Genomic DNA, 26,780 nt, shown 5'->3' on the forward strand with positions numbered 1-26,780 from the left:
CAGATGTGACCTATATAGATCATCGCAACTTCACTTCCTACCGCCGGGAGACATACAAAATGACGCGCGAGACGACCGGGTCTTCGGCAATGGAGACACTGCTTTCGACGCTCGACCTGGAGCCGATCGAGGTCGATATCTTCCGTGGACGCAGCCCGCAGGCCGGCTGGCAGCGCGTCTTCGGCGGCCAGGTGATCGGCCAGGCGCTGATGGCGGCGCAGCGCACCATCGAGGGCGAGCGTTTCGTCCATTCGCTGCATGCTTATTTCATGCGGCCCGGCGATCCCTCGGTGCCGATCATCTACCAGGCGGAGCGCATCCGCGATGGATCGAGCTTCAATACCAGGCGCGTCGTCGCGATCCAGCACGGCAAGGCGATCTTCACGCTGTCGGCCTCCTTCCAGGTGGAGGAGCCGGGCTTCGATCACCAGATCGTCATGCCTGAGGTGACAATGCCCGAAGCGCTGCTTGGCGAACAGCAGATCAAGGAGCAATATCTCGCGCATGCGCCGGAGGCGATCCGAAAATACTGGCAGCGCGAGCGGCCGATCGAGATCCGTCCCGTCTCGCTGACGCATTATTTTTCCGACAAGAAGCTCGATCCCAAACAAGACGTTTGGGTGCGCGCCACCGGCCCGGTTCCCGACGACCGGCTCTATCAGGCGGCCGTGCTTGCCTATCTCTCGGACATGACCCTGCTCGATACGTCGCTTTATGCACACGGCACCTCCATCTTCGATCAGAGCCTGCAGGTGGCAAGTCTCGATCATTCGATGTGGTTTCACAGGCCCTGCAAGCTCGACGACTGGTTGCTTTATACGCAGGACAGCCCGTCGGCGTCGGGTGCCAGAGGGCTGACCCGGGGTAGCCTGTTTACCCGATCGGGTGAGCTGATTGCCTCTGTCGCACAGGAGGGTTTGATTCGGAAAAAGGCAAATGAATAAAAAATACGCATCTTTTTAAAATTGCGCATTATTTGTGCGATTGATGGCCGGTCATTTGCCGATCATTTGCCTGTTTATTGGCGCCAGGTATTATAATCGTTATTTTTCAATAAGTTATTCCATGCCTCGAATCTGGCACGTCCCTTGAATGTATATCGCCGGTCGCTGTTCAGGAACGTCAGCGGCAAGGAGAGTCGGCTCCGCGCCGAGGATAACGAAGGATGGGAAACCAGATGAAAATTGTGATGGCTATTATCAAGCCGTTCAAGCTCGATGAGGTCCGCGAAGCTCTTACGGCGATCGGCATTCAAGGGCTGACCGTGACCGAAGTGAAGGGCTACGGGCGCCAGAAGGGGCATACCGAAATCTATCGCGGCACCGAATATGCGGTCAGCTTCCTGCCGAAGCTCAAGATCGAAATCGCGGTTGCATCGGAACTCGTCGACAGGGCGGTCGAGGCCATCGCGGCATCGGCCAAGACCGGTCAGATCGGCGACGGCAAGATTTTCGTCTATTCGATCGACCATGCCGTGCGCATCCGTACGGGCGAAACCGATTCAGAAGCGCTGTAAGCGGCAGATCAAGGAGCTTTTTCCAATGTCAATTTCGAAGTTTTCTTCCACCTTTGCGCGGATTTGCGCAGCTTCGGCAGCGCTTCTCGCGCCGGCCGTCGCTTTCGCGCAGGAAGCTGCACCGGCTGCGGCTGCGGCTGCAGCACCGGTGCCGGACAAGGGCGATACTGCCTTCATGTTCATTTCCACGATCCTTGTGCTGTTCATGCTGGTGCCCGGCCTAGCACTCTTCTATGGCGGTCTCGTTCGCGCCAAGAACATGCTCTCCGTTTTGATGCAGTGCACGATGATCGGCGCGGTGGTTATGCTGATCTGGGTGATTTACGGCTATTCCTTCGCTTTCGGCGGTTCGGACAGCCCCTATTGGGGCGGCACAGCCAAGATGTTCCTTTCCGGCGTTTCCACGGCAACCACGGCTGCAACCTTCTCCAAGGGCGTCGTCATTCCGGAATTCATCTTCATGTTATTCCAGATGACCTTCGCAGCGATCACGCCTGCCCTAATCATCGGGGCTTTCGCCGAGCGCATCAAATTTTCGGCTGCAGTTCTCTTCTGCGCACTTTGGGCGACTTTCGTCTACTTTCCGATCGCGCACATGGTCTGGGATTCGAACGGCATGCTCTTCAAGATGGGCGCGCTTGACTTCGCAGGGGGTACGGTCGTCCACATCAATGCCGGTATCGCTGGTATCATTGGCGCTCTTCTGGTCGGTAAGCGCACCGGCTACGGCAAGGACATGATGGCACCGCATTCGATGACGCTGACCATGGTCGGCGCCTCGATGCTCTGGGTCGGCTGGTTTGGCTTCAACGCGGGCTCCAACCTCGAAGCCTCCGGCGGTGCGATGCTTGCAACGGTCAACACCTTCATCGCGACCGCAGCTGCCATCGTTTCCTGGACGCTCGTCGAAACCCTTGCTCGTGGCAAGGCGTCTATGCTCGGCGGTGCTTCCGGCATGGTTGCGGGTCTCGTTGCCATCACGCCGGCTGCTGGAATCGCCGGTCCGATGGGCGCGATTGTCATGGGCCTAGCCGTTTCGCCGCTTTGCTACTTCTTCGTATCCGTCGTGAAGAACAAGTTCGGCTATGACGACACCGCAGACGTCTTCGGCGTGCACTGCGTGGGCGGCATATTCGGCGCTATCGCAACGGGCGTCTTCGCCAGCGCGTCGCTCGGCGGCGTCGGCTATGTCGAAGGTGTGACGATGGGAAGCCAGGTCGTTGTTCAGCTCATTGCCGTTCTCACTACCATCATATGGTGCGGCGTCGGTTCGGCGATCCTCTACAAGATCGTCGATGTCGTCATCGGGCTGCGCGTCAGCGTCGAAGCCGAGCGCGAAGGTCTCGACCTCGCGACCCACGGCGAAGCCGCCTACCACTCGTAAATCAGCTTTGCGGCGCCTGGCTTAAGGACGCCGCTCCACGGCCCGTCGCGGCCTATCTAATCATAGACCGCATTTGGCCCGGACCTCTCAAGGTTCGGGCTTTTTTTATTTCCCTGTCGCGAATGCACGTCCAGGCGTGCATGGTTAACATCGCTTTAACCCGGCTCTGATTAGGTGGAGCGGACGCATTTTGGCATGGCGAGGCTTCGGTGATTCGCCTGCCCTCAGGCATTGGACGGGTTAGACACATGGCAAGAAGCACGTCGCCGGCGATGGATGGCCGTCCGGATCGGTTCTCCCTCTCGGCATTCATGCTGCGGCAGATCCAGGCCCTCATCGGCTTTGCGATCTTTCTGCTATTGGCGCTCTGCGTCGCGGCGCTGGCGACATGGAACGTTGCCGATCCGAGCTATTCCTATGCCACTGCCAATCTGCCGACCAATATCCTCGGTTATAGCGGCGCTGCCTTTGCCGATATCGTCATGCAGTTTCTCGGCCTTGCCAGCGTCATTTCGATGCTGCCGATCGTCGCCTGGGCGCTGACGCTGATCTCGGGCCGCCGCTTCAGCCGTATCCCCGCCCGAGCCGGCGCCTGGCTTGCCGGTACGGTGCTTTCCTGCGCCGTGATCGGCTGCTTCCCGCCGCCGCTCACCTGGCCGATCCCGAACGGGATCGGTGGCGTCATCGGCGACATGATCCTGCGTTTTCCCGCACTCTTCGTCGGCGCTTATCCCACCGGCACCTTCGCCATGGTCGTCGGCTGCATCTTTGCCGCGCCCACCGCCTGGATGATGCTCTTTGCGTCGGGCCTCGTCGGCCGCAGCGACGCCGAGGAGGAGATCGAGGAAGATTACGTCGGGACAGCAAGCAAGGTCCGCGTCGTCGGAGACGAGGACGAGGACGACGAGTCGCGCTGGGTCGCTCTCAGCGGTGCGATGACCCATGCCTGGTACATGAGCCAAGGGCGGCTGCGCCGGCTCTTCGGCATAGGGCCGCGCAAGCGCCGCCAGGGCGATTTCGAATCACCCTATGATTTCAACGATGACGAGTTCGGCACGCTGAACGAACCCGTCCGCGCTAAGGCGCCCACCGTCCGCGGCGAGCGCATGGAGCCGTCGATGGAGGCACGCGCAGCATCGCCGCGGCGTATCGTCTCTGCACCGTCGCTTTCCGTCGATGACGACGATGATGACGACGATCTGCCCTTCGATGCCGACATGCCGCCGCGCCCGGCCGATATTCTGCCCGATGATGACGACGACGACTGGATGATCCGCGCACCGGCAAAGGCCGCCGGCAAGCCGGAACCGCGCGTCGTGCCTTTGGTCTCGCGTCCGAAGCCCAGCGCCCGCATCGAGCGGGAGGCGCAGGGCTCGTTCATCCGTCCGGAGGGTTTCCAGCTGCCCTCGATGCATCTGCTTGCCGAACCGAAGAATGTCGTGCGCGACTCGACGCTATCGGCCGATGCGCTGGAGCAGAACGCCCGCATGCTCGAAGGCGTGCTTGAGGATTTCGGCGTCAAGGGCGAGATCATCCATGTCCGCCCCGGCCCGGTCGTCACGCTCTATGAACTGGAGCCGGCGCCCGGCATCAAGTCGTCGCGCGTCATCGGCCTTGCCGACGATATCGCCCGCTCGATGAGCGCCATTGCCGCCCGCGTCGCCGTCGTGCCCGGCCGCAACGCGATCGGCATCGAATTGCCGAACCAGACGCGCGAGACCGTCTATCTGCGTGAACTTATCGCCTCCAGGGATTTCGAAGGCAGCAAGGCGAAGCTCGCCATGGCGCTCGGCAAGACGATCGGCGGCGAAGCCGTCATCGCCGACCTCGCCAAGATGCCGCATCTGCTCGTCGCCGGCACCACCGGCTCCGGCAAGTCGGTCGCCATCAACACGATGATCCTGTCGCTGCTTTACCGCATGACGCCGGAACAATGCCGGCTGATCATGATCGACCCGAAGATGCTCGAACTTTCGGTCTATGACGGAATCCCGCATCTGCTTTCGCCCGTCGTCACCGATCCCAAGAAGGCCGTCGTCGCGCTCAAATGGACCGTGCGCGAGATGGAAGAGCGCTACAAGAAGATGTCGAAGATCGGTGTTCGCAACATCGACGGCTTCAACACCCGCGTCGAGCAGGCCTTGTCGAAGGGCGAGGCGATCTCGCGCACGGTGCAGACCGGCTTCGACCGTCACACCGGCGAGGCAATGTACGAGACCGAAGAATTCGACCTCAGGCCAATGCCCTATATCGTCGTCATCATCGACGAAATGGCCGACCTGATGATGGTCGCTGGCAAGGATATCGAAGGCGCCGTGCAACGGTTGGCGCAAATGGCGCGCGCGGCCGGCATCCATGTGATCATGGCGACACAGCGCCCATCGGTCGACGTCATTACCGGCACGATCAAGGCGAACTTCCCGACCCGCATCTCCTTCCAGGTCACCTCGAAGATCGACAGCCGCACCATCCTTGGCGAACAGGGCGCCGAACAGCTGCTTGGCATGGGCGACATGCTCTACATGGCGGGCGGCGGACGTATCCAGCGCGTGCATGGTCCGTTCGTCTCGGATGTCGAGGTGGAAGAGATCGTCTCCTACCTGAAGACCCAGGGCTCGCCGCAGTATCTCGATGCGATCACCGCCGACGACGACGAAGATGGTGATTACGGCGGCGGTGGCCCGGCCGGCACGTCCAACCTTTCGGAATCGGAAGATCCTTACGATCAGGCTGTCGCCATCGTGTTGCGTGATGGCAAGGCCTCGACCTCCTACGTCCAGCGCCGGCTCGGCATCGGCTACAATCGGGCCGCCTCGCTGATCGAGCGGATGGAGAAGGAAGGCATCATCGGGCCGGCCAATCATGCCGGCAAACGCGAGATTCTTGTTCCGACCGAAGGCGATATCCTCGACCGCTGAAATAATTGGCATATATTTCCAATAGGGCCGGTTTTGCGGAAACCTGACAGCGTCGAAGCCGTTACCTCTCGCGGGCCGATCGCAACGCCTTGAAGACGCCGCCTTTCGGCAGCATGCAGATCGCATAAAGGAGATTTAGATGAGTAACTCCGACCCCTTCCTCTCCGGCCTGACGGTAACGCGCCGCGATCTTCTCGGCGCCTTTGCCGTTGCTGCGATGGTGAGCGCCGTTCCCTTCGGTGCTTATGCGCAGGCGGCAGCTCCCGCCTCCGGCACCGCGCAGGCGATCGCCGACCACTTCTCCGGTGTCACGACGATGCAGGGCGAATTCGTGCAGTTCGGTCCGCGCGGCGAGCAGACCGGCGGCAAGTTTTTCATCCAGCGGCCCGGCAAACTGCGCTTCAATTATGACGACCCGTCGCCGATGCGGGTGATCGCCGACGGCAAAAACGTCGCCATCGGCAATACCAAGCTGAAAACCTGGGACCTCTATCCGCTCTCGAAGACGCCGCTCAGCCTGCTCCTGGCGCAGCACATCGACCTCTCGGCCGGCATGGTGAAGCGCGTGAAGGAAGAGTCGGATCTGACGACGATTGCGCTCGGCAACAACACGGTATTCGGCAGCTCGACCATCACCATGATGTTCGACCCGAAGACCTACGACCTGCGTCAGTGGACGATCACCGACAACCAGGGCAAGGACACGTCGGTGATGATCTTCAACGTCAAGACAGGCATGCAGTTCGACGATCGCGTGTTCCGCGTGCCCTATGAGACCATTCCGGGCACGCCTCAGTCCCGCGACTGACGCCTTTTTGGTTGACTGTCCCCTGTTTTGCACGCGGGCGGTTCCCTCCCATCCGCCTTTGTTCTAAAGCCCTTTCATGAAAGCATGAAAGGGCTGAGAATATGGGCTTTTCGATCACCACCTGGAACATCAACTCGGTGCGGCTGCGCATGCCGATCGTCGAGCAGCTCGTTCTCAAGCACAGGCCCGACATTCTCTGCCTGCAGGAAACCAAGGTGGCGAACGAGCTCTTTCCGGCCGCACCGCTGCGGGCGATGGGCTACGATCACATCATCATCCACGGCCAGAAAGGCTATCACGGCGTGGCGATCGCCTCGCGCATTCCGCTGACGGAGGATCACCGGCAGGATTATTGCGGGGTCGGCGATGCCAGACACATTTCGGCGATTTTCGAGCGCGGCAATCGCCGTGTCCGGCTGCACAATTTCTACGTTCCGGCCGGCGGCGACGAGCCCGACCGTACCGTCAATCCGAAATTCGGCCACAAGCTCGATTTCATCGAGGAGATGAAGCGGCTGAAAGCCAATGGTGAGAGCAACACCTCCGCCATCCTGGTCGGCGACCTGAACGTCGCGCCGCTGGAGCACGATGTCTGGTCGCACAAGCAGCTCCTGAAGATCGTCAGCCATACGCCTGTCGAGACCGACGGGCTGCTTGAGGTGATGAAGCGCGGCGGTTGGCTCGATCTCATGCGCCAGCATGTGCCGGAGAACGAGAAGCTCTATACCTGGTGGAGCTACCGCGCCAAGGACTGGGAGGCGGCCGATCGCGGCCGCCGTCTCGACCATATCTGGTCGTCATCGGATCTCGGGCCGCATCTCCGGCGCATCGAGATCCTGAAGGAGGCGCGCAGCTGGGACCGGCCCTCGGACCACGTGCCGGTCACGGCGCATTTCGATCTTTAGAGCGGTGTGGTTCAGCTTTTCGTGGAAGCGCAGAACCGCTCCAACAGGCTTCAGCTGAAGCGGTAAAACTGGCTTGCGGCCTTTGCCGCAAGTTCGGCGAGATTGTCGCGGATGCGGTTCTGGATCAGCAGGGCTGCGTCCGGATATTCCTCGATCAGCCGGTGGAAGAGGGCGCGGGTGATGCGGATGATGCCGGTGTCCTCGCGCGCCACCGCGGTGAACTTGCGCTCCACCAGCGTGACCAGCGCCAGCTCGGAAATCATCGTTCCGGGGCCGGCGACCCCCTCCGTCTTCTGCATGCCGTCGCTGCTTGCAGCACTCAGCTCCAGGCTGCCGCTGAGGACGACATAGGCGCTCTCGGCGGGCGAGCCCTGGCGAAACAGCATCTGGCCGGCCGCGATCATGCGCCGATCAGCGCCGAAGGCGATCAGCCGCAGCTGATCCTCGTTCATATCCCTGAACAAAGGAAGCTGCGCGAGCATGTGGATGTCGTCGGTCAGCGCCATGCGGGCTTTTCGCCTTAGAGCAATTCCAGCAAAAGCGCGTAGCCGCTTTACGTCCAGAATTGCGTGAAAACAGAGAGATAGAGCATTTTCGTGATTCGGAGAAAACGGAATGCTCTAGGGTATGATCTTGTAGCCGCCGTTTTCGGTGACCAGGATTTCGGCATTGGAGGGATCGCGCTCGATCTTCTGGCGCAGCCGGTAAACGTGGGTTTCCAGCGTATGCGTCGTCACGCCGGAATTATAGCCCCAGACCTCTTCGAGAAGCACGTCGCGGGTCACGACCTTCTGTTCGGCACGATAGAGATAGCGGATGATCGCCGCCTCCTTTTCCGTCAGCCGGATCTTCTGGCCGTTATCGGTGGTGAGCAGTTTCTGGCTCGGCTTGAAGAGGTAGGGGCCGACGGTGAAGGTGGCGTCCTCGCTCTGCTCGTGCTGGCGCAGCTGCACGCGAATGCGCGCGAGCAGCACGGCGAAACGGAAGGGCTTGGTGACATAGTCGTTGGCGCCGGCTTCGAGGCCAAGGATCGTGTCGGAATCGGTATCGTGGCCGGTCAGCATGATGATTGGCGCCTTGAAGCCGCCCTTGCGCAGCAGTTTCACCGCCTCGCGGCCGTCCATATCGGGCAGGCCGACATCCATGATCAGCAGATCGACCGGTGTCGAGCGGGCAGTCGCAACGCCCTTGCCGGCGTTGGCTTCCTGCAGAACCGAAAACTCCTCATACAGCGACAATTGCTCCGTCAGCGTCTGACGAAGGTCGTCGTCGTCATCCACCAGAAGAATGGTGCGTGCGGTCATGCCGTCTTGTCCTCGTGTTATCTTCCCTAGTCCTACGCCAAATTCCGGGTTTGGCAAGGATCGGGCGGCGGGCTGTTGCCGCACAGGTTTTCATATGATTTCAATGGGAGCCCCAGACAATGCAAGACATGCGAGAAAAATGGAAAAAACAAGGCGGAAGCCGGGGATGAAGCCGTCGACGATCGTGGTGCGTCCGGCGCCGGGGCAGAAAAGCCGGGCGATCGTCCGGTTCGGCGCCATCACCGTCCCTGCCGCGATCGGCCGCTCCGGACGAACCGCAATGAAACGAGAGGGCGACGGCGCCACACCGATCGCGTCGATGAGACTGATATCAGGCTTCCGGCGTGGTGAGCGAAACGGCCGGCTCGCCACTTCGCTTCCCATCCACCGCATCCGCGCCGACATGCTCTGGTGCGATCAGCCCGACAACGCCAGCTATAATCGCCTCGTCAGGGGGCCGTTCGGCCCGAGCCATGAGGAGATGCGGCGTGGCGACGGGCTCTACGATATCTGTCTGGTGATGGACTGGAACATCTCCTCGCGGGCGCGCAATCGCGGCTCGGCGATCTTCTTCCATCTCATCCGGCCGGGCTACGAGCCGACGGCCGGCTGCGTGGCGGTCAGCCTCAGCGACATGCGCCGGCTTCTGCCGCATCTTCGGAAAGGGACGATTGTCCGGGTCCTCTGATTGTCTTCCGGATACGGCCGCCTATATGTTTTCGGTGACCGAGCGCTCAGGCTGAAATGCGTTCCGGGACGCCTAAAAGTGTGGGCGCAATTCATGCCTCGTCCAATTCTCAAACTCCCGGAGATATATTGTGACCGCTCAACCCATCATTACTTTCCATGACGGACATTCCGTTCCCCAGGTCGGTCTCGGCGTCTGGCAGACGCCGCAGGACATTGCCGCCCCGACGGTGCGCACCGCAATTGCCGCCGGCTATCGCCATATCGATACGGCGTCCGGCTACGACAACGAAGAGGGCGTCGGTGAAGGCATCCGCTCTTCCGGCCTCGACCGCAAGGATATCTTCGTCACCACCAAGCTTAGGAATACCGACCAGGGTTACGACAATGCGCTCAGCGCCTTCGACGGCAGCCTGAAGAAACTCGGCTCCGACTATGTCGATCTCTATCTCATTCACTGGCCGTCGCCGCATCGCGGCCTCTACACCGAGACCTGGAAGGCTTTCGTGCGCATCCGCGAAGAGGGCCGCGCCCGCTCGATCGGCGTGTCGAATTTCTTTCCCGAACATCTGGAGCGCATCATCGGCGAAACCGGTGTCGTTCCGGTCATCAACCAGATCGAACTGCATCCAGACTTCCAGCAGAAGGCGGCGCAGGAGGCGCACAAGAAGCTGAATATCGCCACCGAATCCTGGAGCCCTCTCGGCCAGGGCAAATTCATTTCGAACCCGGTTATCGGTGAGATCGCCGGCAAGCATCGGAAGACGCCGGCCCAGGTCATCATCCGCTGGCACCTCGACACCGGCCTCGTCGTCATCCCGAAGTCGGTGACGCCGTCGCGTATTGAGGAGAACTTCCAGGTATTCGATTTCAAGCTTGATGCCGATGACATGGTGGCGATCGCCAGACTCGACCGCGCCGGCGCCCGCATGGGACCGGACCCGATGACGGCAACTTTCTGATCGTCGTTTCGATCACAATCTAACCCATCAGCGGCCGCCTTGGAGGAAGAGATCGCCCGAGGCGGCGGCCACATGGCACAGGTCACGCAGCCTTCACGTCAGTAATTGCAACTGGACGATCCGTTAGTCGGGGCAAAGCCGTAGTTGCAGGTATTGCCCAGGTCCGTCGGCCGTCTAATCGACCCGGTATAATCGTCGAAGGCACGCGAGGGATACCAATAACCGTTGGAGCTCTTGATATAACCGGGTCGGGCCTTGCTGGAGCCGCGATATCCGTTGACTGACGGTACTCTGTTCTGCGCCACCTGCAGCGTGCTCGACGAGACCTCTACGAGCGGCGGTAGGGTTGGATGCATCGGCGCGGCGCCCACGGCCTCAATCGATGCCAGCGATACAAATACGGTCAGGATGGCTTTCGCGAGACTCTTTGCCACTTTCTGCCTCATGACGACACTCCCCAAGGCGCGGTGTTCGCCGAAGCCATCCGCAGGAGGCTGACGGGCTCTGCCGCGTGTCGCGCCTGATATCGATGAGGCCACAGGAATATATCGATGTCGATTGCCCGAAAGGATGAAATGGGAATTGCCGGCGGCGCACAAACGGGCTCGCCCGCAAGGGCATAATCAAATCGCAAGCGATCTAAGTTTTCATGCAGAACCTTAAGACGCTGCAGCGCTTTGCGCGCCCGAGTGGTGCTCCGTGCTGCAAGCCGCAATAGTCTCGCGCCGAAGCGACAGGGTCATGAAAGGCGAAGCCGCCCGATATGCTCTGCAGGCATCGGGCGGCTTTCATTCTCTCCGTCGGACGGATCAGTTCCAGTCGCGGATATCGACGAAGTGACCGGCGATTGCGGCGGCAGCGGCCATTGCCGGCGAGACGAGATGCGTGCGGCCCTTGAAGCCCTGACGGCCTTCGAAGTTGCGGTTCGAGGTCGAGGCGCAACGCTCGCCCGGCTTCAGGCGGTCGTCATTCATGGCAAGACACATCGAGCAGCCCGGCTCGCGCCAGTCGAAACCGGCAGCCTTGAAGATCTTGTCGAGGCCTTCGGCCTCCGCCTGTTCCTTGACGAGGCCGGAGCCCGGAACGATCATCGCATCGACGGTGGCGGCAACCGTCTTGCCTTCGACCACCTTGGCGACTTCGCGCAGATCCTCGATGCGGCCGTTGGTGCAGGAACCGATGAAGACGCGATCGAGGGTAATGTCGGTCATCTTCGTGCCAGGCTTCAGACCCATATAGTCGAGGGCGCGCCACTTGGAGGTGCGCTTGGTCTCGTCCTGGATGTCGTCGGGGTTCGGGACGATGCCCTGGACGGAGATAACGTCCTCGGGCGAGGAGCCCCAGGAGACGATCGGCGGCAGGCTGGCGGCATCGAGCACGACGACGCGGTCATAGTGAGCGCCTTCGTCGGTCTCCAATGTCTTCCAGTAGGCGATTGCCTGTTGCAGCGCCTCGCCCTTCGGCGCGCGCGGCTTGCCCTTGATGTATTCGAAGGTCTTTTCGTCAGGGGCGATCAGGCCGGCGCGGGCGCCGCCTTCGATCGTCATGTTGCAGATGGTCATGCGGCCTTCCATCGACAGCGCGCGGATCGCTTCGCCGGCAAATTCGATGACGTGGCCGGTGCCGCCGGCGGTGCCGATTTCGCCGATGATGGCGAGGATGATGTCCTTGGCGGTAACGTGCGGCGGAAGCAGGCCGTCGACCCGCACCAGCATGTTCTTCGCCTTCTTCTGGATCAGCGTCTGGGTCGCCAGCACATGCTCGACTTCGGAGGTGCCGATGCCGTGCGCCAGCGCGCCGAAGGCGCCGTGCGTCGAAGTGTGGCTGTCACCGCAGACGATGGTCATGCCGGGCAGGGTGAAGCCCTGTTCCGGACCGACGATGTGGACGATGCCCTGGCGCTTGTCGCTTGCCGAATAATATTCGACGCCGAATTCGGCGGCGTTGGTGGCCAGCGCTTCCACCTGGATGCGGCTTTCCTCGTTTTTGATGCCGAGATGGCGATCGGGCGAGGTCGGAACGTTATGGTCGACGACGGCGAGCGTCTTTTCCGGGGCGCGAACCTTGCGGCCGGTCATGCGCAGGCCTTCGAACGCCTGCGGCGACGTGACTTCATGGACCAGATGGCGGTCGATGTAGAGAAGACAGGTGCCGTCCGGCTGTTGGTCGACCAGGTGATCGTCCCAGATCTTGTCGTAGAGAGTACGCGGTGCGCTCATGGCGTTAAGTCCGTTTTTTGGATGCTTTGGGAAATCGAGAAAAAAGCGGATCAGGCTCCGTCGGCCGTCATTCGATCAACGAAGTCGGCTGCTGAGCGCACCGGACACGCATGCAAAGAACCGCGCCGGCAGGCGATAGTGGTCCTGCAGCACGAAAATATGCGCACCTGTGCATCTGAACTTGGATTCCATCGCCTGCATATAACGATTTTTCGCGGCGGCTTCAATTTGAATCATCAAAGGGCGTCCGCGGTCCCTTCAGCCGTGTCACGGCTATCGATCGTTCACCGCGACTTCATCCACTTCTCCGTCCGCCGCAGCGCCAGCGACAGGCCGATCGTCAGGATCAGGTAGATATAGGTGACGATCGAATAGGTTTCGAAGAAGCGGAAGGAGCCGGCGGCATAGACCTTGCCCATCTGAGTGATGTCGGCGACGCCGAGCACGGAGACGAGCGAGCTGTCCTTCACCATCGAGACGAAATCGTTGGAGAGCGGCGGGAAGATCACCCGGATCGCCTGCGGGAAGACGACGGAACGGAAGCGCCGGTAGCGGGAAAGGCCGAGTGCCTTGGCAGCCTCGATCTGGCCGAGATCGACCGACTGGAAACCGGCCCGGAAGATCTCGGCGATGAAGGAAGAGTAACCGATCGTCAGCGCGATGATCGCTCGCCACATCAACGAGAGATCGCGCACCAGGATGGGCTCGGCCATGCCTGATGTCACCAGCGGCGAAATCAGGACGTTATAGGAAGCAACCAGAGCCGGTGCACCGACGAAGGCGACGTAGAACAGTAGCACGAGGATCGGGATGCCGCGGATGATCTCAATGTAGAATCGCGCGATCTGGCGCAACACCTGGCTGTCGGCCATGCCGAGCAGGCAGATGCCGAGGCCGAGCACGGTGGCGAGCACGAAGGCGACCAGCGTGACGAAGACGGTGATGCCGACACCGTTGACGACGGTGCGGAAAACCTGAGCGTAGATGTCGTTGGCGACGATGACGGCAGCAAGGGCGATGCCGATCACGACAAGCGCGATCAGCCACCAGGGATAGTCGTCCTTGACGTGCCTGTCGGGAGATGGTCGCAAAGCCATCAGCAATTGCTCGGCGTCATTCGCCCATCTTGTAGTCGAGGAACCACTTCTTGTTCAGCGCATCCAGCGTGCCGTCGGCCTTGAGAGCGGCGATGGCGGCATTGACCGGGGCGACGAGATCGGAGCCCTTCGGGAAAATGAAGCCGAAATCCTCGGTGCCGAGCGGCTCGCCGATCAGTTTCAGGGCGCCACCCGAGGCATCGACATAACCCTTGCCGGCAGTGCCGTCGGTCAACACGACGTCGACGTCGCCGGCCTTCAGGGCCTGGACGGTGGCGCCGAAGGTTTCGAACAGCTTGATGCGCGGGTTCTGTTCGTTGCCGTCGAGCACTTCATAGACAGCGGTATAGAAAGGCGTCGTGCCGGGTTGCGCGCCGACCAGGCCGTCCTTGAATGCGCCGAAGGACTTGGCCTCGGTGAAACGCTTCTCGTCGCCGCGCACCAGCATGAACTGCTGCGAGCGCATATAGGGGTCGGAGAAATCGACCTTCTGCTTGCGGTCTTCCTTGATGGTAATGCCGGTCATGCCGATATTGTACTGGCCGTCGGAAACCGCCTGGATCATCGCGTCCCAGCTGGTGTTCTGATACTCGACCTTGAAATTCAGGCGCTTGGCGATCTCGTTCATCGCATCATATTCCCAGCCGATCGGCTTGCCGGATTTCGGATCCACGAATTGCAGCGGCGGATAGGCGTTCTCGGTAACGACGACGACGCTCTTGCCGCCGAGATCGGGCAGCGCAGCGGCCATTGCGGCGAGCGGCAGAAGACTAAGGGCGGCGAAGCTCGCAAGAACGGTGCGGCGAAACAACATTGATCGGTTCCCTAAAATTGAACGGCAAAAACTGTCATGGAAGATAGGTCCGAGGCAAGGCCGCCTGCTGCACGCCGAAGCAAAAAATAGAAAAGGCGACCCGAAGGCCGCCTTTTCAAGCAAAGAATTTTGCTTCAAGCAAAGACTGCGTCACGCAGATGTTATTCTGCTGCCGGTTCCGCGGCGGCAGCGGCTGCTGCTTCAGCAGCGGCCTTGGCTTCCGCTGCTTCTGCTACTGCCTTCTCGGCGGCGAGCGCCTGGGCTGCTGCAACCTTTTCAGCTTCGATGCGTGCCTTTTCCTCGGCAATGGCGGCGCGCTCGGCGTCGTTGAGCTTGCGGGCGCGGACGCCGGTGTCTTCAACAATACGGGCAGACTTGCCGCGACGGTCGCGCAGGTAATAAAGCTTGGCGCGACGGACCTTACCACGGCGAACGACGTCGACGCTTTCGATCATCGGCGAGTAAACCGGGAATACGCGCTCGACGCCTTCGCCGTAGGAGATCTTGCGGACCGTGAAGTTTTCCTGCAGGCCGCCGCCGGAGCGGGCGATGCAGACGCCTTCATAGGCCTGAACGCGGGTACGGGTGCCTTCCGTGACCTTCACGTTGACGCGGAGGGTGTCGCCCGGGGAAAATTCTGGAAGCGTGCGCTTGGCTTCGATCTTGGCGACCTGTTCGGCCTCAAGCTGCTGAATGATGTTCATCGTCTTAACCTTTGGTTCTTCTGAAACAGCCAGAGCGCTCGACACTGATCCTTTGGAACTGGCCTCGGGACTTTGCCCTTTCGGGCGGGAGCGGGTTCGCCATTCTTTGTTTGCTGGCAGACGGGGATAAACCCCATTTCCGCGTGCGCCAATACACCAAAGCCCAGGGCTTGTCATCCCTCGCACGACATTTTTGTGAAAAAGGCCGTGAAATCAGCCGTTTTTGTCACTCTCAGCTTTTTCGAGCAGGTCCGGCCGTCGCTCCCGCGTCAGCCGCACCGCCTCCTGATGCCGCCATTTTTCGATGGCGCCGTGGTTGCCCGAGGTGAGAATGGCGGGGATTTCCCGGCCTTCCCAAGCCTGCGGCCGGGTATAGTGGGGATGTTCCAGAAGGCCGCCTTCGAAGCTTTCGTGCAGGCCGGAAAGATCGTTGCCCATGACACCGGGCAGGATGCGGATGATCGCGTCGAGCACGATCAGCGCCGCCGGCTCGCCGCCTGATAGCACGTAGTCGCCGATCGAGACCTCTTCCAGTCCGCGCGCCTCGATCACTCGCTGGTCGACGCCCTCAAAGCGGCCGCAGACGATGATGACGCCGTTGCCGGCCGCAAGCTCGCGTACGCGCTCCTGCGTCAGCGGCCGGCCGCGCGGGCTCATCAGCAGGCGCGGGCGGGTATCATTTTCCGCGGTGCTGTCGATCGCACGGGCGAGAACGTCGGGTTTCAGCACCATGCCGGCGCCGCCGCCAGCCGGAGTGTCGTCGACGGTGCGGTGCCTGTCGGTGGCGAAGTCGCGGATTTGCACTGCATCCAGCGACCATTGCCCTCGCTCCATCGCCTTGCCGGCGAGCGAGAAGCCCAGATGCCCCGGAAACATTTCCGGATAGAGTGTCAGCACGCTCGCCCGGAAGGCCATGGCGTTACTTCTTCTTTTTCGGCTTGTCCGCGGTGAATTTCGAAAGCTCTTCGGAATCGTCGACCAGCCCTGCCGCCAGTGGATCGATCAGCAGCGTTCCGGCCTCGAGATCGATCTCCAGCACCGAGGCTTCGGAGAAGGGGATTAGCACCGGGCGTTTGCCCGGACCCTTGAGTTCCAGCAGGTCGCCGCCGCCGAAATCGAAGACGCCGGTGACCGTGCCATAGCTGACGCCCTTGTCGTCGCGTGCTTCGAGACCTTCGAGATCGGCATAGTAGAACTCGTCGTCCTCCAGCTCTTCGTCCGGCAGGTTGTCGCGCTCGATATAGAGCTCAAGCCCGTTCAGCGCCTCGGCGGCATTGCGGTCGTTGACGCCGCGGAAACGGACGACGACGATATTCTTCGTCTCGCGGATTTCCAGCACTTCGAAGCTGCGGCCGTCCATGCTGTGCAGGTGGCCGTAGTCGCCAAGTGAGCTCGGATCGGCTGTGTAGGCCTTGGCACGCACCTCTCCCCGGAGGCCTTGCGCGCCACCGATCGTTGCCATCAGAACGGGGTTTTCAAGCTTTGTCATGGGTTCCTTCATGTGAAGCCGAAAGTCAGTTTCTCATAAACGAAGTGCGGACGATTGGAAACGAAAACGGGCGGCATGTCGCCATGCCGCCCGTTCGATAAGGGACTGTCCCGATTATTCCGCGGCGTCGGCAGCAGCAGCGGCGGCGTCAGCAACCTTCTGAGCCTTTTCGGCGGCGCGTTCCTGGGCGCGCTTGCCAGGCTTTGCCTTGACCGGGTTGTTCTTGACTTCGCGCTTGGCAACGCCGGCTTCATCGAGGAAGCGCAGAACGCGATCGGTCGGCTGGGCGCCTTGTTCGATCCAATGCTTGATACGCTCGGCGTTCAGCTGAACGCGCTTCTCATCGTCCTTGGCAAGCATCGGGTTCCAGGAACCGAGGCTTTCGAGGAAGCGGCCGTCACGCGGGCTGCGCGCATCGGCGAGAACGACGTGGTAGTACGGGCGCTTCTTGGAGCCACCGCGGGCGAGACGAATTTTCAGTGCCATGTTCTTTACTCCTTAGGCTTTTCTTGATCGCCTGATTAGGCGGGGTTATCGGGCTGCGGCGCTCTGCTCAGCGTGATCCGCAGCGATCTGCTCATGATGCCGGATGACTTCCTTGATGACGAAGTTCAGGAACTTCTCGGCGAAATCCGGGTCCAGATTGGCAGCCTTCGCCAGCTGGCGAAGGCGTTCGATCTGGTATTCCTCGCGCGCCGGGTCGGCCGGCGGCAGATTGTATTTGGCCTTCAGCACGCCGACCTCTTTGGTGCAGCGGAAGCGTTCGGCCAGCATGTGCACGAGAGCGGCATCGATGTTGTCGATCGACTGACGATAGCTCGCGAGCTGGGCTTTGACGTTTGGATCAATCATGGGGCAAGCGATCCTTTCACTTCTTCTTCGGCAATCCGGGCAATCCCGGGAAACCACCGCCAAGGCCCGGCAGCTTGGCGCCGCCGAGGCCCGACAAACCACCCGGCAGACCGCCGAGACCGGGCATACCCCCACCCGGCTTTCCAAGTCCCGCCGCTTCTGCCTGCTTCTGCAAGGCTTCGAGCTGCCGGGGATCGATATTCGAGAGATCGGGCATACCGCCACCCATACCGCCCATGCCACCGCCAAGCCCCATCTTGCCGGCAAGGCCGCCCATCATCTGCTTCATCATGCCGCCTTTGCCCTTGCCGCCCATCATCTTCATCATGTCCGCCATCTGGCGGTGCATCTTCAGAAGTTTGTTGATGGCGGCGGCATCGGTGCCGGAGCCGGCGGCGATGCGCTTCTTGCGCGAATGCTTGAGCAGGTCGGGATTGGTGCGCTCGGCCTTGGTCATCGACTGGATGATGGCGATCTGACGGCCGAAAAGCCGGTCGTCGAGGCCGGCTGCGGCCATCTTGTCCTTCATGCCCGACATGCCGGGCATCATCCCCATAATGCCGCCCATACCGCCCATCTTCTGCATCTGGCGCAGCTGGTCGGCGAGGTCGTCAAGGTCGAATTTGCCCTTGGCCATCTTGGCGGCCATGGCGGCCGCCTTCTCGGCGTCGATATTCTCGGCCGCGCGCTCGACGAGCGAAACGATGTCGCCCATGCCGAGGATGCGGTCAGCGATGCGGCGGGGATGGAACTCCTCGAGCTCGCTCATCTTCTCGCCGACGCCGATCAGCTTGATCGGCTTGCCGGTGACGGCGCGCATCGAAAGGGCAGCACCGCCGCGACCGTCGCCGTCCATGCGGGTCAGCACCAGGCCGGTGATGCCGACGCGCTCGTCGAAACTGCGGGCGAGGTTGACGGCGTCCTGACCGGTGAGGCTGTCGGCGACCAGCAGGATTTCATGCGGGTTCGAGCGCTTCTTGATGTCGGCCATCTCGGCCATCAAGGGCTCGTCGATATGGGTGCGGCCGGCGGTATCGAGGATGACGACGTCATGGCCGCCGAGCTTGGCCGCCTGGACGGCGCGGGCGGCGATATCGGTCGGCGACTGGCCTGATATGACAGGCAGCGTGTCGATATTGGCCTGGGCGCCGAGCTGGCGAAGTTGCTCCTGGGCTGCCGGACGGCGCGTGTCGAGCGACGCCATCAGCACTTTCTTCTTATCGCGCGTCGACAGGCGGTGGGCGATCTTGGCCGTCGTCGTCGTCTTGCCGGAGCCCTGCAGGCCGACCATCATGACGACGACGGGGGCCGCCGCATGCAGGTCGATGCCGACACCTTCGCCGCCCAGCATCTCGATCAGTTCGTCATGGACGATCTTGACGACCATCTGGCCGGGCTTGATCGACTTCAGGATCTCGGCGCCGACGGCCTTTTCACGCACGCGGTCGGTAAAGGAGCGCACGACGTCGAGAGCGACGTCCGCCTCCAGCAAAGCACGGCGAACCTCGCGCAGCGCTGCGGAAACATCGGCTTCCGAAAGCGCGCCACGGCCTGTCAGTCCATTCAGAATGGATCCAAGACGGTCCTGGAGGTTTTCAAACATCGGCTCTTCCTTGATACGTTTCGGGCGGGGGGTCGGATATGCCCGGAAACGTCGTGCTTTTCCTTGACGAAAACAAGACGCAAAGCCAAAAAGCACCCGAGGGCGCATCGCGCTGTCGGGTGTTGACCTCCGGGATCTCAGGTCCCGGTCGGCGGCTCGGAGTCATGCGGCTCGTCGCGGATTGGGCGGGATAAACAGGAAACGCGCGGGAAAGTCAAGGCAGATGGGGCAACGGCTCGTCGCGATTTTTCAGAAGTCGCGTGATGTCGGCGTGCGCGACGGTGCCGTCCTGAAGAAACAACGCAGTCGATCGTCGATTGAACCGATGTATTGGACTTGCGATTCTGCCGGCGAATTCTGCCGGTTTTCAGATTTTACCGCTCAAAATTCCGCTCAGTCGTTCGAATTCGCTGTAGCGGCCAGTTGCAAATTATTCCGCTTGTGATTCTACTTTCTACTTAAGTGCGTCCTGTAAAATGATTCGTGAATATCCTTGATGCCGATGAATCGGCGGAGATATCGAATGTTAAATCCTGATATTGAGAGCTGGGCGCTGGCGCGGGCCCATCATATTGTTTTGAACGAAGGCCTGAACCTTGCAAAGGCGGCACAGGATCTGGATCGCAAGCGGTCCCGCTCGCTGGTCTACGAGCTGAGAAAGGTCATCACCGCAGCTATTGTCGAGGCGCATGCCGCGTCCTTCGATCCAGACGGCGCCGAGCGGTAAAGCCGAACCGGCTTGAAGGGTCGGCGGGCCACAGCGTCTGCCCGGCACTCATCCCACTGGCAATTCTTTCGCATTTCCGCCATATACACCGGAAAGACGGACGGATGATATCATGAGCGCAACGGTCGAATTCGCGAGGATGAACGGGCTTGGCAACAAGATCCTGGTTGTCGACATGCGCGGCCGGCCGGACAAGGTGACGCCTGCGGCGGCGGTTGCGCTCAATGTCGATCCGCAGACCGAGTTCGACCAGATCATGGCGATCCATGATCCGAAGGCCGAGGGCACCGACGCCTTCATCGATATCTTGAATTCCGACGGTTCGAAGGCGCAGGCTTGCGGCAACGGCACGCGCTGCGTCGTGCAGGCGCTGGCCGCCGAGACCGGCCGGAAGGCCTTCACCTTCCAGACGGTCGCCGGCATCCTCAACGCCGTCGAGCACGAGGACGGGACGGTCTCGGTAGATATGGGCCGGCCGGTGTTCGATTGGAACAGGATCCCGCTCGCCGAAGAATTCCACGATACCAGCCGCATCGAACTACAGATCGGACCGATCGACAATCCGGTGCTGCATTCGCCCTCGGTGATGTCGATGGGCAATCCGCATGCGATCTTCTGGGTGGATCGGGACGTGATGTCCCACGATCTCGCCCGCTTCGGACCGCTGCTGGAAAACCATCCGATGTTTCCCGAGCGCGCCAATATCACGCTGGCGCAGGTGACCTCGCCGACATCGATCACGACGCGCACCTGGGAGCGCGGCGCCGGGCTGACGCTCGCCTGCGGCTCGGCGGCCTGTTCCGCCGCTGTCAGCGCCGCACGCACCGGCCGCACCGGCCGCAAGTTGACGGTCAACGTCGCAAGCGCCAAGCCGCCGGCCACGCTTTCGATCGAATGGCGCGAGCGCGACGACCATGTCATCATGACCGGCCCAGCCGAATGGGAATGGTCGGGCAGGGTCGATCCTTCGACCGGTCTCTGGTCACGCGATGGTACCCCAGAGGCGGAGGCACAGTGAGCGGCATCGAGGTCATTACCTTCGGCTGCCGCCTCAACACATATGAATCGGAAGTGATGAAGGCGCAGGCTGAGAAGGCCGGGCTCAACAACGCCGTCCTGGTCAATACTTGTGCGGTCACCGGTGAGGCTGTGCGCCAGGCCCGCCAGGCGATCCGCCGGGTGCGACGCGACAATCCGCATGCCCGCATCATCGTCACCGGCTGCGCCGCACAGACTGAGAAAGAGACCTTCGCCGCGATGGCAGAGGTCGATGCCGTGCTCGGCAACGAGGAGAAGCTTTCGAGCGGCTCCTATCGCAGCCTGCCGGACTTCGGCGTTTCGGCCGAAGAGAAACTCCGTGTCAACGATATCATGAGCGTCAAGGCGACGGCGCCGCAGATGGTCAGGCATATCGACGGCCATGTGCGCGCCTTTATCCAGGTGCAGAATGGCTGCGACCACCGCTGCACCTTCTGCATCATCCCCTATGGCCGCGGCAATTCCCGCTCCGTGCCGATGGGAGCGGTCGTCGACCAGGCCCGCAAGCTCGTCGACAGCGGGTATCGCGAGATCGTGCTGACCGGCGTCGACGCCACAAGTTATGGCGGCGATCTGCCGGGGGCGCCGACGCTCGGATTTCTGGCGAAGACGCTGCTGAAACAGCTTCCGGATATTCGCCGCCTGCGGCTTTCCTCGATCGACAGCATCGAGGCCGATGCCCACCTGATGGATCTCATCGCCGACGAGTCCCGCTTCATGCCGCACCTGCATCTGTCGCTGCAGCATGGCGACGACATGATCCTGAAGCGGATGAAGCGCCGGCATTTGCGCGCCGATGCGCTGCGTTTCATCGAGGAGGCGCGCCGCCTTCGCCCCAATATGAGCTTCGGCGCCGACATGATCGCCGGCTTTCCCACCGAAACCGAAGAGATGTTCGAAAATGCCGTGCGGCTGGCCGAAGAGGCCGACATCGCGCATCTGCACGTCTTCCCCTACAGCCCCCGTCCCGGCACGCCGGCAGCCCGCATGCCGCAGCTCGACCGGTCGCAGGTCAAGGAGCGCGCCGCCAGGCTGCGTGCCACTGGACATAGGCTCCATCAAGCCCATCTCGACGGCATGATCGGCAGCCGGCAATGGCTGCTTGTCGAAAACAGCGGCCTGGCGCATACGGAAAACTTCACGCTTGCCGCGGCACCCGGCCTTCGTCCCGGCGAACTTGTGCCGGCCACGATCACCGGCCACAATGGCAAGCATCTCGACATGCAATTGACGGCCGCAGAGGCGGCCTGACTTCTCACGGAATCCCCATGGCGCTCAGTTTTATCAAAAAGGTCTTCACCTTCGGCAAGGACAAGCCGGCGGAGACAGATACGGTAGAGACTGCCGACGTAAAGGCGCTGCAAGCAGAACTTGAGCCGCATTCGCGCGAAGAGCATCTGCCGCTTGCCGATGATCCGGTTCTCGCCGAGGAAATGGATACGGCTGGCGGCCCGGCTGCCGATGTCGGACAGGGCGGGGCGGAGGAGCCTGCCGGCGAGGATGATGCCGAACCCGCTATCCTGCCCCCTGCTGACCAGTTGAGCGACATGGGTGTGGTGCCGCTTTCGCTGCTGGAGGCCGAGGCCACCGCAGAAGCGGAGACGGAAACCCAGCCGACCAACGGCAACGCTGCGGAAGCACCCCCCTCTGTCCCTTCGGGACATCTCCCCCACAAGGGGGGAGATCGTTCGGAGGCTGACGCGCCGGCTTCGGTCGAAGGGACAGCGGAAGTCGCAGAAGCGCTCTCAGAGGAAATTTCTGCTGAGATCAATGTAGAAGAAGACATTTCCGTTCAGCCGATCTCCCCCCTTGTGGGTGAGATGTCCGGCAGGGCAGAGGGGGGTATCACATCCACCGAGCCTTCCGAGACGATCGCCGAACAGCCGAAGCCGGAATCTCCCAGTCTTCCCAAAGGCTTTGCCACCGGGCCGGCAATCGTCGCGCCGGAACCCATTCTCCCGCAGCCGAAACTCAGCTGGTTCCAGCGCCTGCGCAACGGCCTTGCACGCACCTCCTCGCAGCTGACCGGCCAGATCACCGCGCTCTTTACCAAGCGCAAGCTTGATGACGAGACGCTGCAGGATCTGGAAGACCTGCTGATCCAGGCCGATCTTGGCGTCGAGACCGCCATGCGGGTCACCGATACCCTGGCTTCCGAGCGTTATGGCAAGGATGTCACCGGCGAGGACGTCAGCCGGATCATGGCGTCCGAAATCGCCAAGGTTCTGAAGCCGGTCGCCAAGCCGCTGCAACTCGACCTGTCGCACAAGCCGCATGTCATCCTCGTCGTCGGCGTCAACGGCACCGGCAAGACGACGACCATCGGCAAACTCGCGGCGAAGCTCTCCGGCGCCGGGCTGAAGGTGATGCTGGCTGCCGGCGACACCTTTCGCGCCGCGGCAATCGAGCAGCTGAAAATCTGGGCCGACCGGACGAAATCCGAATTCATCGGCACCAAACTCGGCGCCGATGCCGCCGGCCTTGCCTATGACGCCTTCGAACTGGCGAAAGCAAAAAAATGCGACGTGCTGATCGTCGATACCGCCGGCCGGCTGCAGAACAAGGCCGAGCTGATGGCCGAGCTCGAGAAGATCGTCCGCGTGCTTGGCAAGCTCGATCCCGATGCTCCGCACACCGTGCTGCAGACGCTCGACGCCACCACCGGGCAGAATGCGCTCAGCCAGGTCGAGATCTTCCGCAACGTCGCCGGCGTCAATGGGCTGATCATGACCAAGCTCGACGGCACGGCGCGCGGCGGCATTCTCGTTGCCATTTCCGCCAAGCATAAGCTGCCGGTCTATTTCATCGGGATCGGCGAGGGCGTCGAGGATCTGGAACCGTTCGAGGCTGAGGATTTCGCTCATGCCATTGCCGGACTTCCCCAATGATGCCACAGATATGCCGCCGAAAGCGTGCAAGGCACGGCCGGCAATCAGGTTTTCAGGAATAGCAGGTTTGAAGGACGCATGAGCACCGAAAGCGATATTACCCCGACCGCGGCCGACCGGCATCACCCGTTGCTGAAACTGGCACTGGAACTCGGGCCGCTGCTGATCTTCTTCTTCGCCAATCTGCGCGGCCAGTGGCTGGTGGAACGGTTTCCTGCTCTTTCGGAGCTGGGTGGTCCGCTGTTCGTCGCAACCGGGCTTTTCATGGCGGCGACGGCGATTTCGCTGATCGTTTCGAAGATTGTGCTCGGCCATCTGCCGATCATGCCGTTCGTCTCCGGCATCGTGGTGCTGATCTTCGGGGCGCTCGGCATCTACCTGCAGAACGAGACATTCATCAAGATGAAGCCGACCATCGTCAACGCGCTCTTCGGGGTGGCGCTGCTTGGTGGGCTTGCCTTCGGCAGGTCGCTGCTCGGCTACGTCTTCAATGCCGCCTTTCAGCTCGATCCGGAGGGCTGGCGCAAGCTCACCATTCGCTGGGGCATCTTCTTCCTGTTTCTCGCCGTGCTGAACGAGGTCGTCTGGCGCAATTTCTCCGACGGTACCTGGGTCGCCTTCAAGGTCTGGGGCACGATGCCGATCACCATCATCTTCACGCTGGCGCAGATGCCGCTGGTGCTCAAACATAGCATCAACCTGGAAACGGACGGCGAGAAGTGAGCGCGGCAGACGTCGAATATCGGGCCAGACACCAGACCTTCTGGTTTGTCGCCTGCCTTGCTGTGCTGGTCGCCCAGATCGTCGCCGAATATATGATGGGCCGCGTGCCGATCTGCGCCTGCGGCTACGTCAAGTTGTGGGAGGGCGGGGTCAATACCAGCGGCAATTCGCAGCACCTGTCGGATTGGTACACGCCGTCGCATATTATCCACGGCTTCCTGTTCTACGGGCTCGGGCATCTGATCCTGCGCCGCAAACCGCTGGCAGCGAGGCTGCTGCTGGCGCTGTTCATCGAATCCGGCTGGGAACTGCTGGAGAATTCGCCTCTGATCATCGACCGCTACCGTACGGCGACGATCGCGCTCGACTATTACGGCGACAGCATCCTGAATTCGGCGATGGATACCGTCTTCATGTGCGTCGGTTTCTTCTTCGCAGCGCGTGCGCCAGTGGCGCTCACGGTTGCGATCGCCATCTTCTTCGAGATTTTCACCGGCTACATGATCCGCGACAACCTGACCCTCAACGTGGTGATGCTGATCTGGCCGGTGGAGGCGATCAAGGTCTGGCAGGGCGGCGGCGCGTAAGCTCTTACGAAACCGGCTTCCCCAATGCCTTTTCCATCGCTGGAAACAGCCCTTCCTTCAGGCTGATGTCGTCGAAGGGGCCGACGCGTTTATAGAGGATCGTGCCGTCGGGGCCGACGAGGTAACTTTCCGGAATGCCGTAGACACCCCAGTCGATCGCTGCCTTGCCGTTCGGATCGATGCCGATCGCCTGATAGGGGTTGCCAAGCTCACCGAGGAAACGCACGGCGTTGTCGCTCTTATCCTTGTAGTTGATGGCGACAATGTTCAGCCGTCGGTCTTTCGCCAGCTCTTTCAAAACAGGATGTTCGTCCCGGCAGGGGATGCACCACGAGGCGAAGACGTTGACGAGGGTCAGCTTGCCGTTGACGGCGGCATCGGTCAGCGCCGGCAGGTTGGCGCCAGCGAGCGGCGGCAGGTTCAGCGCCGGCGCCTTGGTGCCGATCAGGGCGGAGGGGATTTCGGCGATGTTCTTGCCGTGGAAATCCTGGTCGTAGAGCATCTTTGCTGCCGTTGCGGCAATGCCGCCGAAGACGATCAGCGGCAGAAGCGCCAGCGCGTAGCGGCCAAGTCCGCGCGGTTTGGCGGTGGTGGTTTCAGGCGTCTCGCTCATTCGCCGTCCTTTGCGCGCGCCGAGCGGCGGCGAATGCCCGCGGCTTCGAGCGCTGCGAGTTCACGGCGGCGGGCTAGACCGTCGGCCCAGGTCCATAGCGTTACGACGACCGTCAGGAGCGCCGCAAAGCCATAGGAAGCGTAGACGTAGAAGGCATGCGTCACCGGCTATTCCTCCCGGCTCGCAAGGCGGGCGGCAAGACGGCGCTGGGCGGCAATGCGGCGGCGCCAGATCTCGTTGCGCATCGCCATGATATGCAGCGTGAAAAAAAGCAGGGTAAAGGCGATCGCCATGACGAAGAGCGGACGCAGGAATTCCGGATCGATCGCCGGGCCATCGAGGCGCATCACGCTTGCCGATTGATGCAGCGTATTCCACCACTCGACCGAGAACTTGATGATCGGGATGTTGACGAAGCCGACGAGGATGAGCACGGCGCTGACACGTGCGGCTCTCGACGGATCGTCAATGGCGCGGCTGAGCGCAATCAGGCCGAGATACATCAGGAAGAGAACGAAAACCGAGGTCAATCGCGCATCCCAAACCCACCAGGTGCCCCACATCGGCTTGCCCCAGAGCGAGCCGGTGACAAGCGCAAGCAGGGTAAAGGCGGCGCCGAGCGGCGCTGCGGCCTTGGCGGCAACGTCGGCGAGCGGATGGCGCCAGACCAGCGTGCCGATCGCCGAGATGCTCATGACCGTGTAGCACATCATCGCAAGCCAGGCCGCGGGCACATGGATGTACATGATGCGCACGGTTTCGCCCTGCTGGTAATCACCTTCTGTGGAGAAGCTGAGATAGAGGCCGATCGCGAAACAGAGGGCGGTAATGCCGGCCAGCCAGGGAATGACGCGCGCCGCCAGCGCCAAGAACCGGGTCGGGTTGGCGAGGTCGCTGAATTTGCTGATGGCAAGGCTGGTTTGGCTCATGTTCGCTTCCTTA

At 61.5% G+C, this 26,780-nt stretch carries 31 protein-coding genes; 15 read left to right on the forward strand and 16 right to left on the reverse strand.

The annotated features are described in order from the left end of the window. Nucleotides 1-59 precede the first annotated feature (59 nt). The 6 genes from tesB (at nucleotide 60) to HJB82_RS12515 (ending at nucleotide 7,531) form a co-directional block, all read left to right on the forward strand. Nucleotides 60-944, forward strand: coding sequence for an acyl-CoA thioesterase II (gene tesB, locus HJB82_RS12490; RefSeq protein WP_207582172.1), 885 nt, complete (start codon nucleotides 60-62; stop codon nucleotides 942-944). 221 nt (nucleotides 945-1,165) lie between these two features. After that, nucleotides 1,166-1,516 carry a P-II family nitrogen regulator gene (locus HJB82_RS12495; RefSeq protein ID WP_003543684.1) on the forward strand — a complete coding sequence of 117 codons (351 nt, stop codon included), beginning with the start codon at nucleotides 1,166-1,168 and terminating at the stop codon, nucleotides 1,514-1,516. A gap of 25 nt (nucleotides 1,517-1,541) precedes the next feature. Then, nucleotides 1,542-2,900, forward strand: coding sequence for an ammonium transporter (locus tag HJB82_RS12500; protein ID WP_221131646.1), 1,359 nt, complete (start codon nucleotides 1,542-1,544; stop codon nucleotides 2,898-2,900). Nucleotides 2,901-3,148: 248 nt separating this feature from the next. Then, a complete protein-coding gene (locus HJB82_RS12505; RefSeq protein WP_221140113.1) occupies nucleotides 3,149-5,818 on the forward strand; it encodes a DNA translocase FtsK in 2,670 nt (889 codons plus the stop codon). A gap of 139 nt (nucleotides 5,819-5,957) precedes the next feature. After that, nucleotides 5,958-6,626, forward strand: a complete 669-nt coding sequence (locus tag HJB82_RS12510; RefSeq protein ID WP_207582169.1) for an outer membrane lipoprotein carrier protein LolA — start codon at nucleotides 5,958-5,960, stop codon at nucleotides 6,624-6,626. A 101-nt stretch (nucleotides 6,627-6,727) separates the two neighbouring features. Then, nucleotides 6,728-7,531 (forward strand): exodeoxyribonuclease III, encoded by an 804-nt coding sequence (locus HJB82_RS12515; protein ID WP_221140115.1) that lies wholly within the window; start codon nucleotides 6,728-6,730, stop codon nucleotides 7,529-7,531. Nucleotides 7,532-7,581: 50 nt separating this feature from the next. Here HJB82_RS12515 and HJB82_RS12520 read toward each other — a convergent pair whose 3' ends face one another. Together HJB82_RS12520 and HJB82_RS12525 are read right to left on the reverse strand one after the other, a co-directional pair. Next, a complete protein-coding gene (locus HJB82_RS12520) occupies nucleotides 7,582-8,037 on the reverse strand; it encodes a cyclic nucleotide-binding domain-containing protein (RefSeq protein ID WP_207582167.1) in 456 nt (151 codons plus the stop codon). A 114-nt stretch (nucleotides 8,038-8,151) separates the two neighbouring features. Continuing rightward, nucleotides 8,152-8,835: a response regulator transcription factor gene (locus HJB82_RS12525; protein WP_003582964.1), complete on the reverse strand. Its 684-nt coding sequence runs from the start codon at nucleotides 8,833-8,835 to the stop codon at nucleotides 8,152-8,154. A 166-nt stretch (nucleotides 8,836-9,001) separates the two neighbouring features. On the opposite strand from HJB82_RS12525, the gene HJB82_RS12530 reads away from it, so the two are divergent. Both HJB82_RS12530 and HJB82_RS12535 read left to right on the forward strand, forming a co-directional pair. After that, nucleotides 9,002-9,523, forward strand: a complete 522-nt coding sequence (locus HJB82_RS12530) for a L,D-transpeptidase (RefSeq protein ID WP_221140117.1) — start codon at nucleotides 9,002-9,004, stop codon at nucleotides 9,521-9,523. 130 nt (nucleotides 9,524-9,653) lie between these two features. Then, entirely contained in the window at nucleotides 9,654-10,484 is an 831-nt protein-coding gene (locus HJB82_RS12535) for an aldo/keto reductase (RefSeq protein ID WP_221140119.1), read from the forward strand. Between the two features lie 98 nt (nucleotides 10,485-10,582). Here the strand turns inward: HJB82_RS12535 and HJB82_RS12540 are convergent, their stop codons facing one another. The 11 genes from HJB82_RS12540 to ffh form a co-directional block, all read right to left on the reverse strand. Continuing rightward, nucleotides 10,583-10,930, reverse strand: coding sequence for a cell surface protein (locus HJB82_RS12540; RefSeq protein ID WP_221140120.1), 348 nt, complete (start codon nucleotides 10,928-10,930; stop codon nucleotides 10,583-10,585). Nucleotides 10,931-11,293: 363 nt separating this feature from the next. After that, on the reverse strand, nucleotides 11,294-12,703 hold the full coding sequence (gene leuC, locus HJB82_RS12545) for a 3-isopropylmalate dehydratase large subunit (RefSeq protein ID WP_207582164.1): 1,410 nt from the start codon (nucleotides 12,701-12,703) through the stop codon (nucleotides 11,294-11,296). A gap of 75 nt (nucleotides 12,704-12,778) precedes the next feature. Further along, complete coding sequence (locus HJB82_RS12550) at nucleotides 12,779-12,940, reverse strand: hypothetical protein (RefSeq protein WP_007632413.1); 162 nt, start codon at nucleotides 12,938-12,940, stop codon at nucleotides 12,779-12,781. A 47-nt stretch (nucleotides 12,941-12,987) separates the two neighbouring features. Next, the gene (locus tag HJB82_RS12555) at nucleotides 12,988-13,800 is read right to left on the reverse strand and encodes an amino acid ABC transporter permease (protein ID WP_207582163.1); all 813 of its coding nucleotides are present in this window, start codon (nucleotides 13,798-13,800) and stop codon (nucleotides 12,988-12,990) included. A gap of 16 nt (nucleotides 13,801-13,816) precedes the next feature. Continuing rightward, a complete protein-coding gene (locus tag HJB82_RS12560; RefSeq protein ID WP_207582162.1) occupies nucleotides 13,817-14,614 on the reverse strand; it encodes a basic amino acid ABC transporter substrate-binding protein in 798 nt (265 codons plus the stop codon). Between the two features lie 161 nt (nucleotides 14,615-14,775). After that, complete coding sequence (gene rplS / locus HJB82_RS12565; protein WP_207582161.1) at nucleotides 14,776-15,318, reverse strand: 50S ribosomal protein L19; 543 nt, start codon at nucleotides 15,316-15,318, stop codon at nucleotides 14,776-14,778. A 213-nt stretch (nucleotides 15,319-15,531) separates the two neighbouring features. Further along, the gene (gene trmD / locus HJB82_RS12570; RefSeq protein ID WP_207582160.1) at nucleotides 15,532-16,233 is read right to left on the reverse strand and encodes a tRNA (guanosine(37)-N1)-methyltransferase TrmD; all 702 of its coding nucleotides are present in this window, start codon (nucleotides 16,231-16,233) and stop codon (nucleotides 15,532-15,534) included. Between the two features lie 4 nt (nucleotides 16,234-16,237). Continuing rightward, on the reverse strand, nucleotides 16,238-16,807 hold the full coding sequence (gene rimM, locus HJB82_RS12575) for a ribosome maturation factor RimM (protein WP_007632422.1): 570 nt from the start codon (nucleotides 16,805-16,807) through the stop codon (nucleotides 16,238-16,240). A gap of 114 nt (nucleotides 16,808-16,921) precedes the next feature. After that, nucleotides 16,922-17,293: a 30S ribosomal protein S16 gene (rpsP, locus tag HJB82_RS12580; protein WP_209880769.1), complete on the reverse strand. Its 372-nt coding sequence runs from the start codon at nucleotides 17,291-17,293 to the stop codon at nucleotides 16,922-16,924. A gap of 45 nt (nucleotides 17,294-17,338) precedes the next feature. Beyond that, the gene (locus HJB82_RS12585) at nucleotides 17,339-17,659 is read right to left on the reverse strand and encodes a chorismate mutase (RefSeq protein ID WP_003543666.1); all 321 of its coding nucleotides are present in this window, start codon (nucleotides 17,657-17,659) and stop codon (nucleotides 17,339-17,341) included. A gap of 16 nt (nucleotides 17,660-17,675) precedes the next feature. Beyond that, nucleotides 17,676-19,262, reverse strand: a complete 1,587-nt coding sequence (ffh, locus tag HJB82_RS12590; RefSeq protein ID WP_207582158.1) for a signal recognition particle protein — start codon at nucleotides 19,260-19,262, stop codon at nucleotides 17,676-17,678. A 223-nt stretch (nucleotides 19,263-19,485) separates the two neighbouring features. Between ffh and HJB82_RS12595 the strand changes: the two genes are divergently transcribed. The 7 genes from HJB82_RS12595 (at nucleotide 19,486) to HJB82_RS12625 (ending at nucleotide 25,225) form a co-directional block, all read left to right on the forward strand. Next, nucleotides 19,486-19,707 (forward strand): hypothetical protein, encoded by a 222-nt coding sequence (locus tag HJB82_RS12595; protein WP_221131655.1) that lies wholly within the window; start codon nucleotides 19,486-19,488, stop codon nucleotides 19,705-19,707. A 57-nt stretch (nucleotides 19,708-19,764) separates the two neighbouring features. Then, complete coding sequence (locus tag HJB82_RS12600; RefSeq protein WP_207584398.1) at nucleotides 19,765-19,989, forward strand: hypothetical protein; 225 nt, start codon at nucleotides 19,765-19,767, stop codon at nucleotides 19,987-19,989. A gap of 112 nt (nucleotides 19,990-20,101) precedes the next feature. Then, nucleotides 20,102-21,007, forward strand: a complete 906-nt coding sequence (gene dapF, locus HJB82_RS12605; RefSeq protein ID WP_221140122.1) for a diaminopimelate epimerase — start codon at nucleotides 20,102-20,104, stop codon at nucleotides 21,005-21,007. Next, nucleotides 21,004-22,278, forward strand: a complete 1,275-nt coding sequence (gene mtaB, locus HJB82_RS12610; RefSeq protein WP_221115454.1) for a tRNA (N(6)-L-threonylcarbamoyladenosine(37)-C(2))-methylthiotransferase MtaB — start codon at nucleotides 21,004-21,006, stop codon at nucleotides 22,276-22,278. The genes dapF and mtaB overlap by 4 nt, the downstream gene beginning before the upstream one ends. A gap of 17 nt (nucleotides 22,279-22,295) precedes the next feature. Beyond that, on the forward strand, nucleotides 22,296-23,915 hold the full coding sequence (gene ftsY / locus HJB82_RS12615) for a signal recognition particle-docking protein FtsY (RefSeq protein ID WP_221115455.1): 1,620 nt from the start codon (nucleotides 22,296-22,298) through the stop codon (nucleotides 23,913-23,915). Between the two features lie 78 nt (nucleotides 23,916-23,993). After that, nucleotides 23,994-24,638, forward strand: coding sequence for a septation protein A (locus HJB82_RS12620; protein ID WP_007632438.1), 645 nt, complete (start codon nucleotides 23,994-23,996; stop codon nucleotides 24,636-24,638). Continuing rightward, nucleotides 24,635-25,225: a DUF2585 domain-containing protein gene (locus HJB82_RS12625; protein ID WP_221115456.1), complete on the forward strand. Its 591-nt coding sequence runs from the start codon at nucleotides 24,635-24,637 to the stop codon at nucleotides 25,223-25,225. The genes HJB82_RS12620 and HJB82_RS12625 overlap by 4 nt, the downstream gene beginning before the upstream one ends. A 4-nt stretch (nucleotides 25,226-25,229) precedes the next feature. On the opposite strand, the gene HJB82_RS12630 is transcribed toward HJB82_RS12625, so the two are convergent. From HJB82_RS12630 to HJB82_RS12640, 3 genes are read right to left on the reverse strand one after another with little or no spacing between them, the layout of a single operon-like run. Then, nucleotides 25,230-25,838, reverse strand: a complete 609-nt coding sequence (locus tag HJB82_RS12630) for a DsbE family thiol:disulfide interchange protein (RefSeq protein ID WP_207582153.1) — start codon at nucleotides 25,836-25,838, stop codon at nucleotides 25,230-25,232. Beyond that, the gene (ccmD, locus tag HJB82_RS12635; protein WP_207582152.1) at nucleotides 25,835-26,002 is read right to left on the reverse strand and encodes a heme exporter protein CcmD; all 168 of its coding nucleotides are present in this window, start codon (nucleotides 26,000-26,002) and stop codon (nucleotides 25,835-25,837) included. The genes HJB82_RS12630 and ccmD overlap by 4 nt, the downstream gene beginning before the upstream one ends. A 3-nt stretch (nucleotides 26,003-26,005) precedes the next feature. Next, nucleotides 26,006-26,767 carry a heme ABC transporter permease gene (locus HJB82_RS12640; protein ID WP_207582151.1) on the reverse strand — a complete coding sequence of 254 codons (762 nt, stop codon included), beginning with the start codon at nucleotides 26,765-26,767 and terminating at the stop codon, nucleotides 26,006-26,008. Nucleotides 26,768-26,780: the final 13 nt, after the last annotated feature.

Origin of the sequence: Rhizobium sp. NZLR10, from assembly GCF_019685125.1 — a bacterium.
Taxonomy (GTDB): Bacteria; Pseudomonadota; Alphaproteobacteria; order Rhizobiales; family Rhizobiaceae; genus Rhizobium.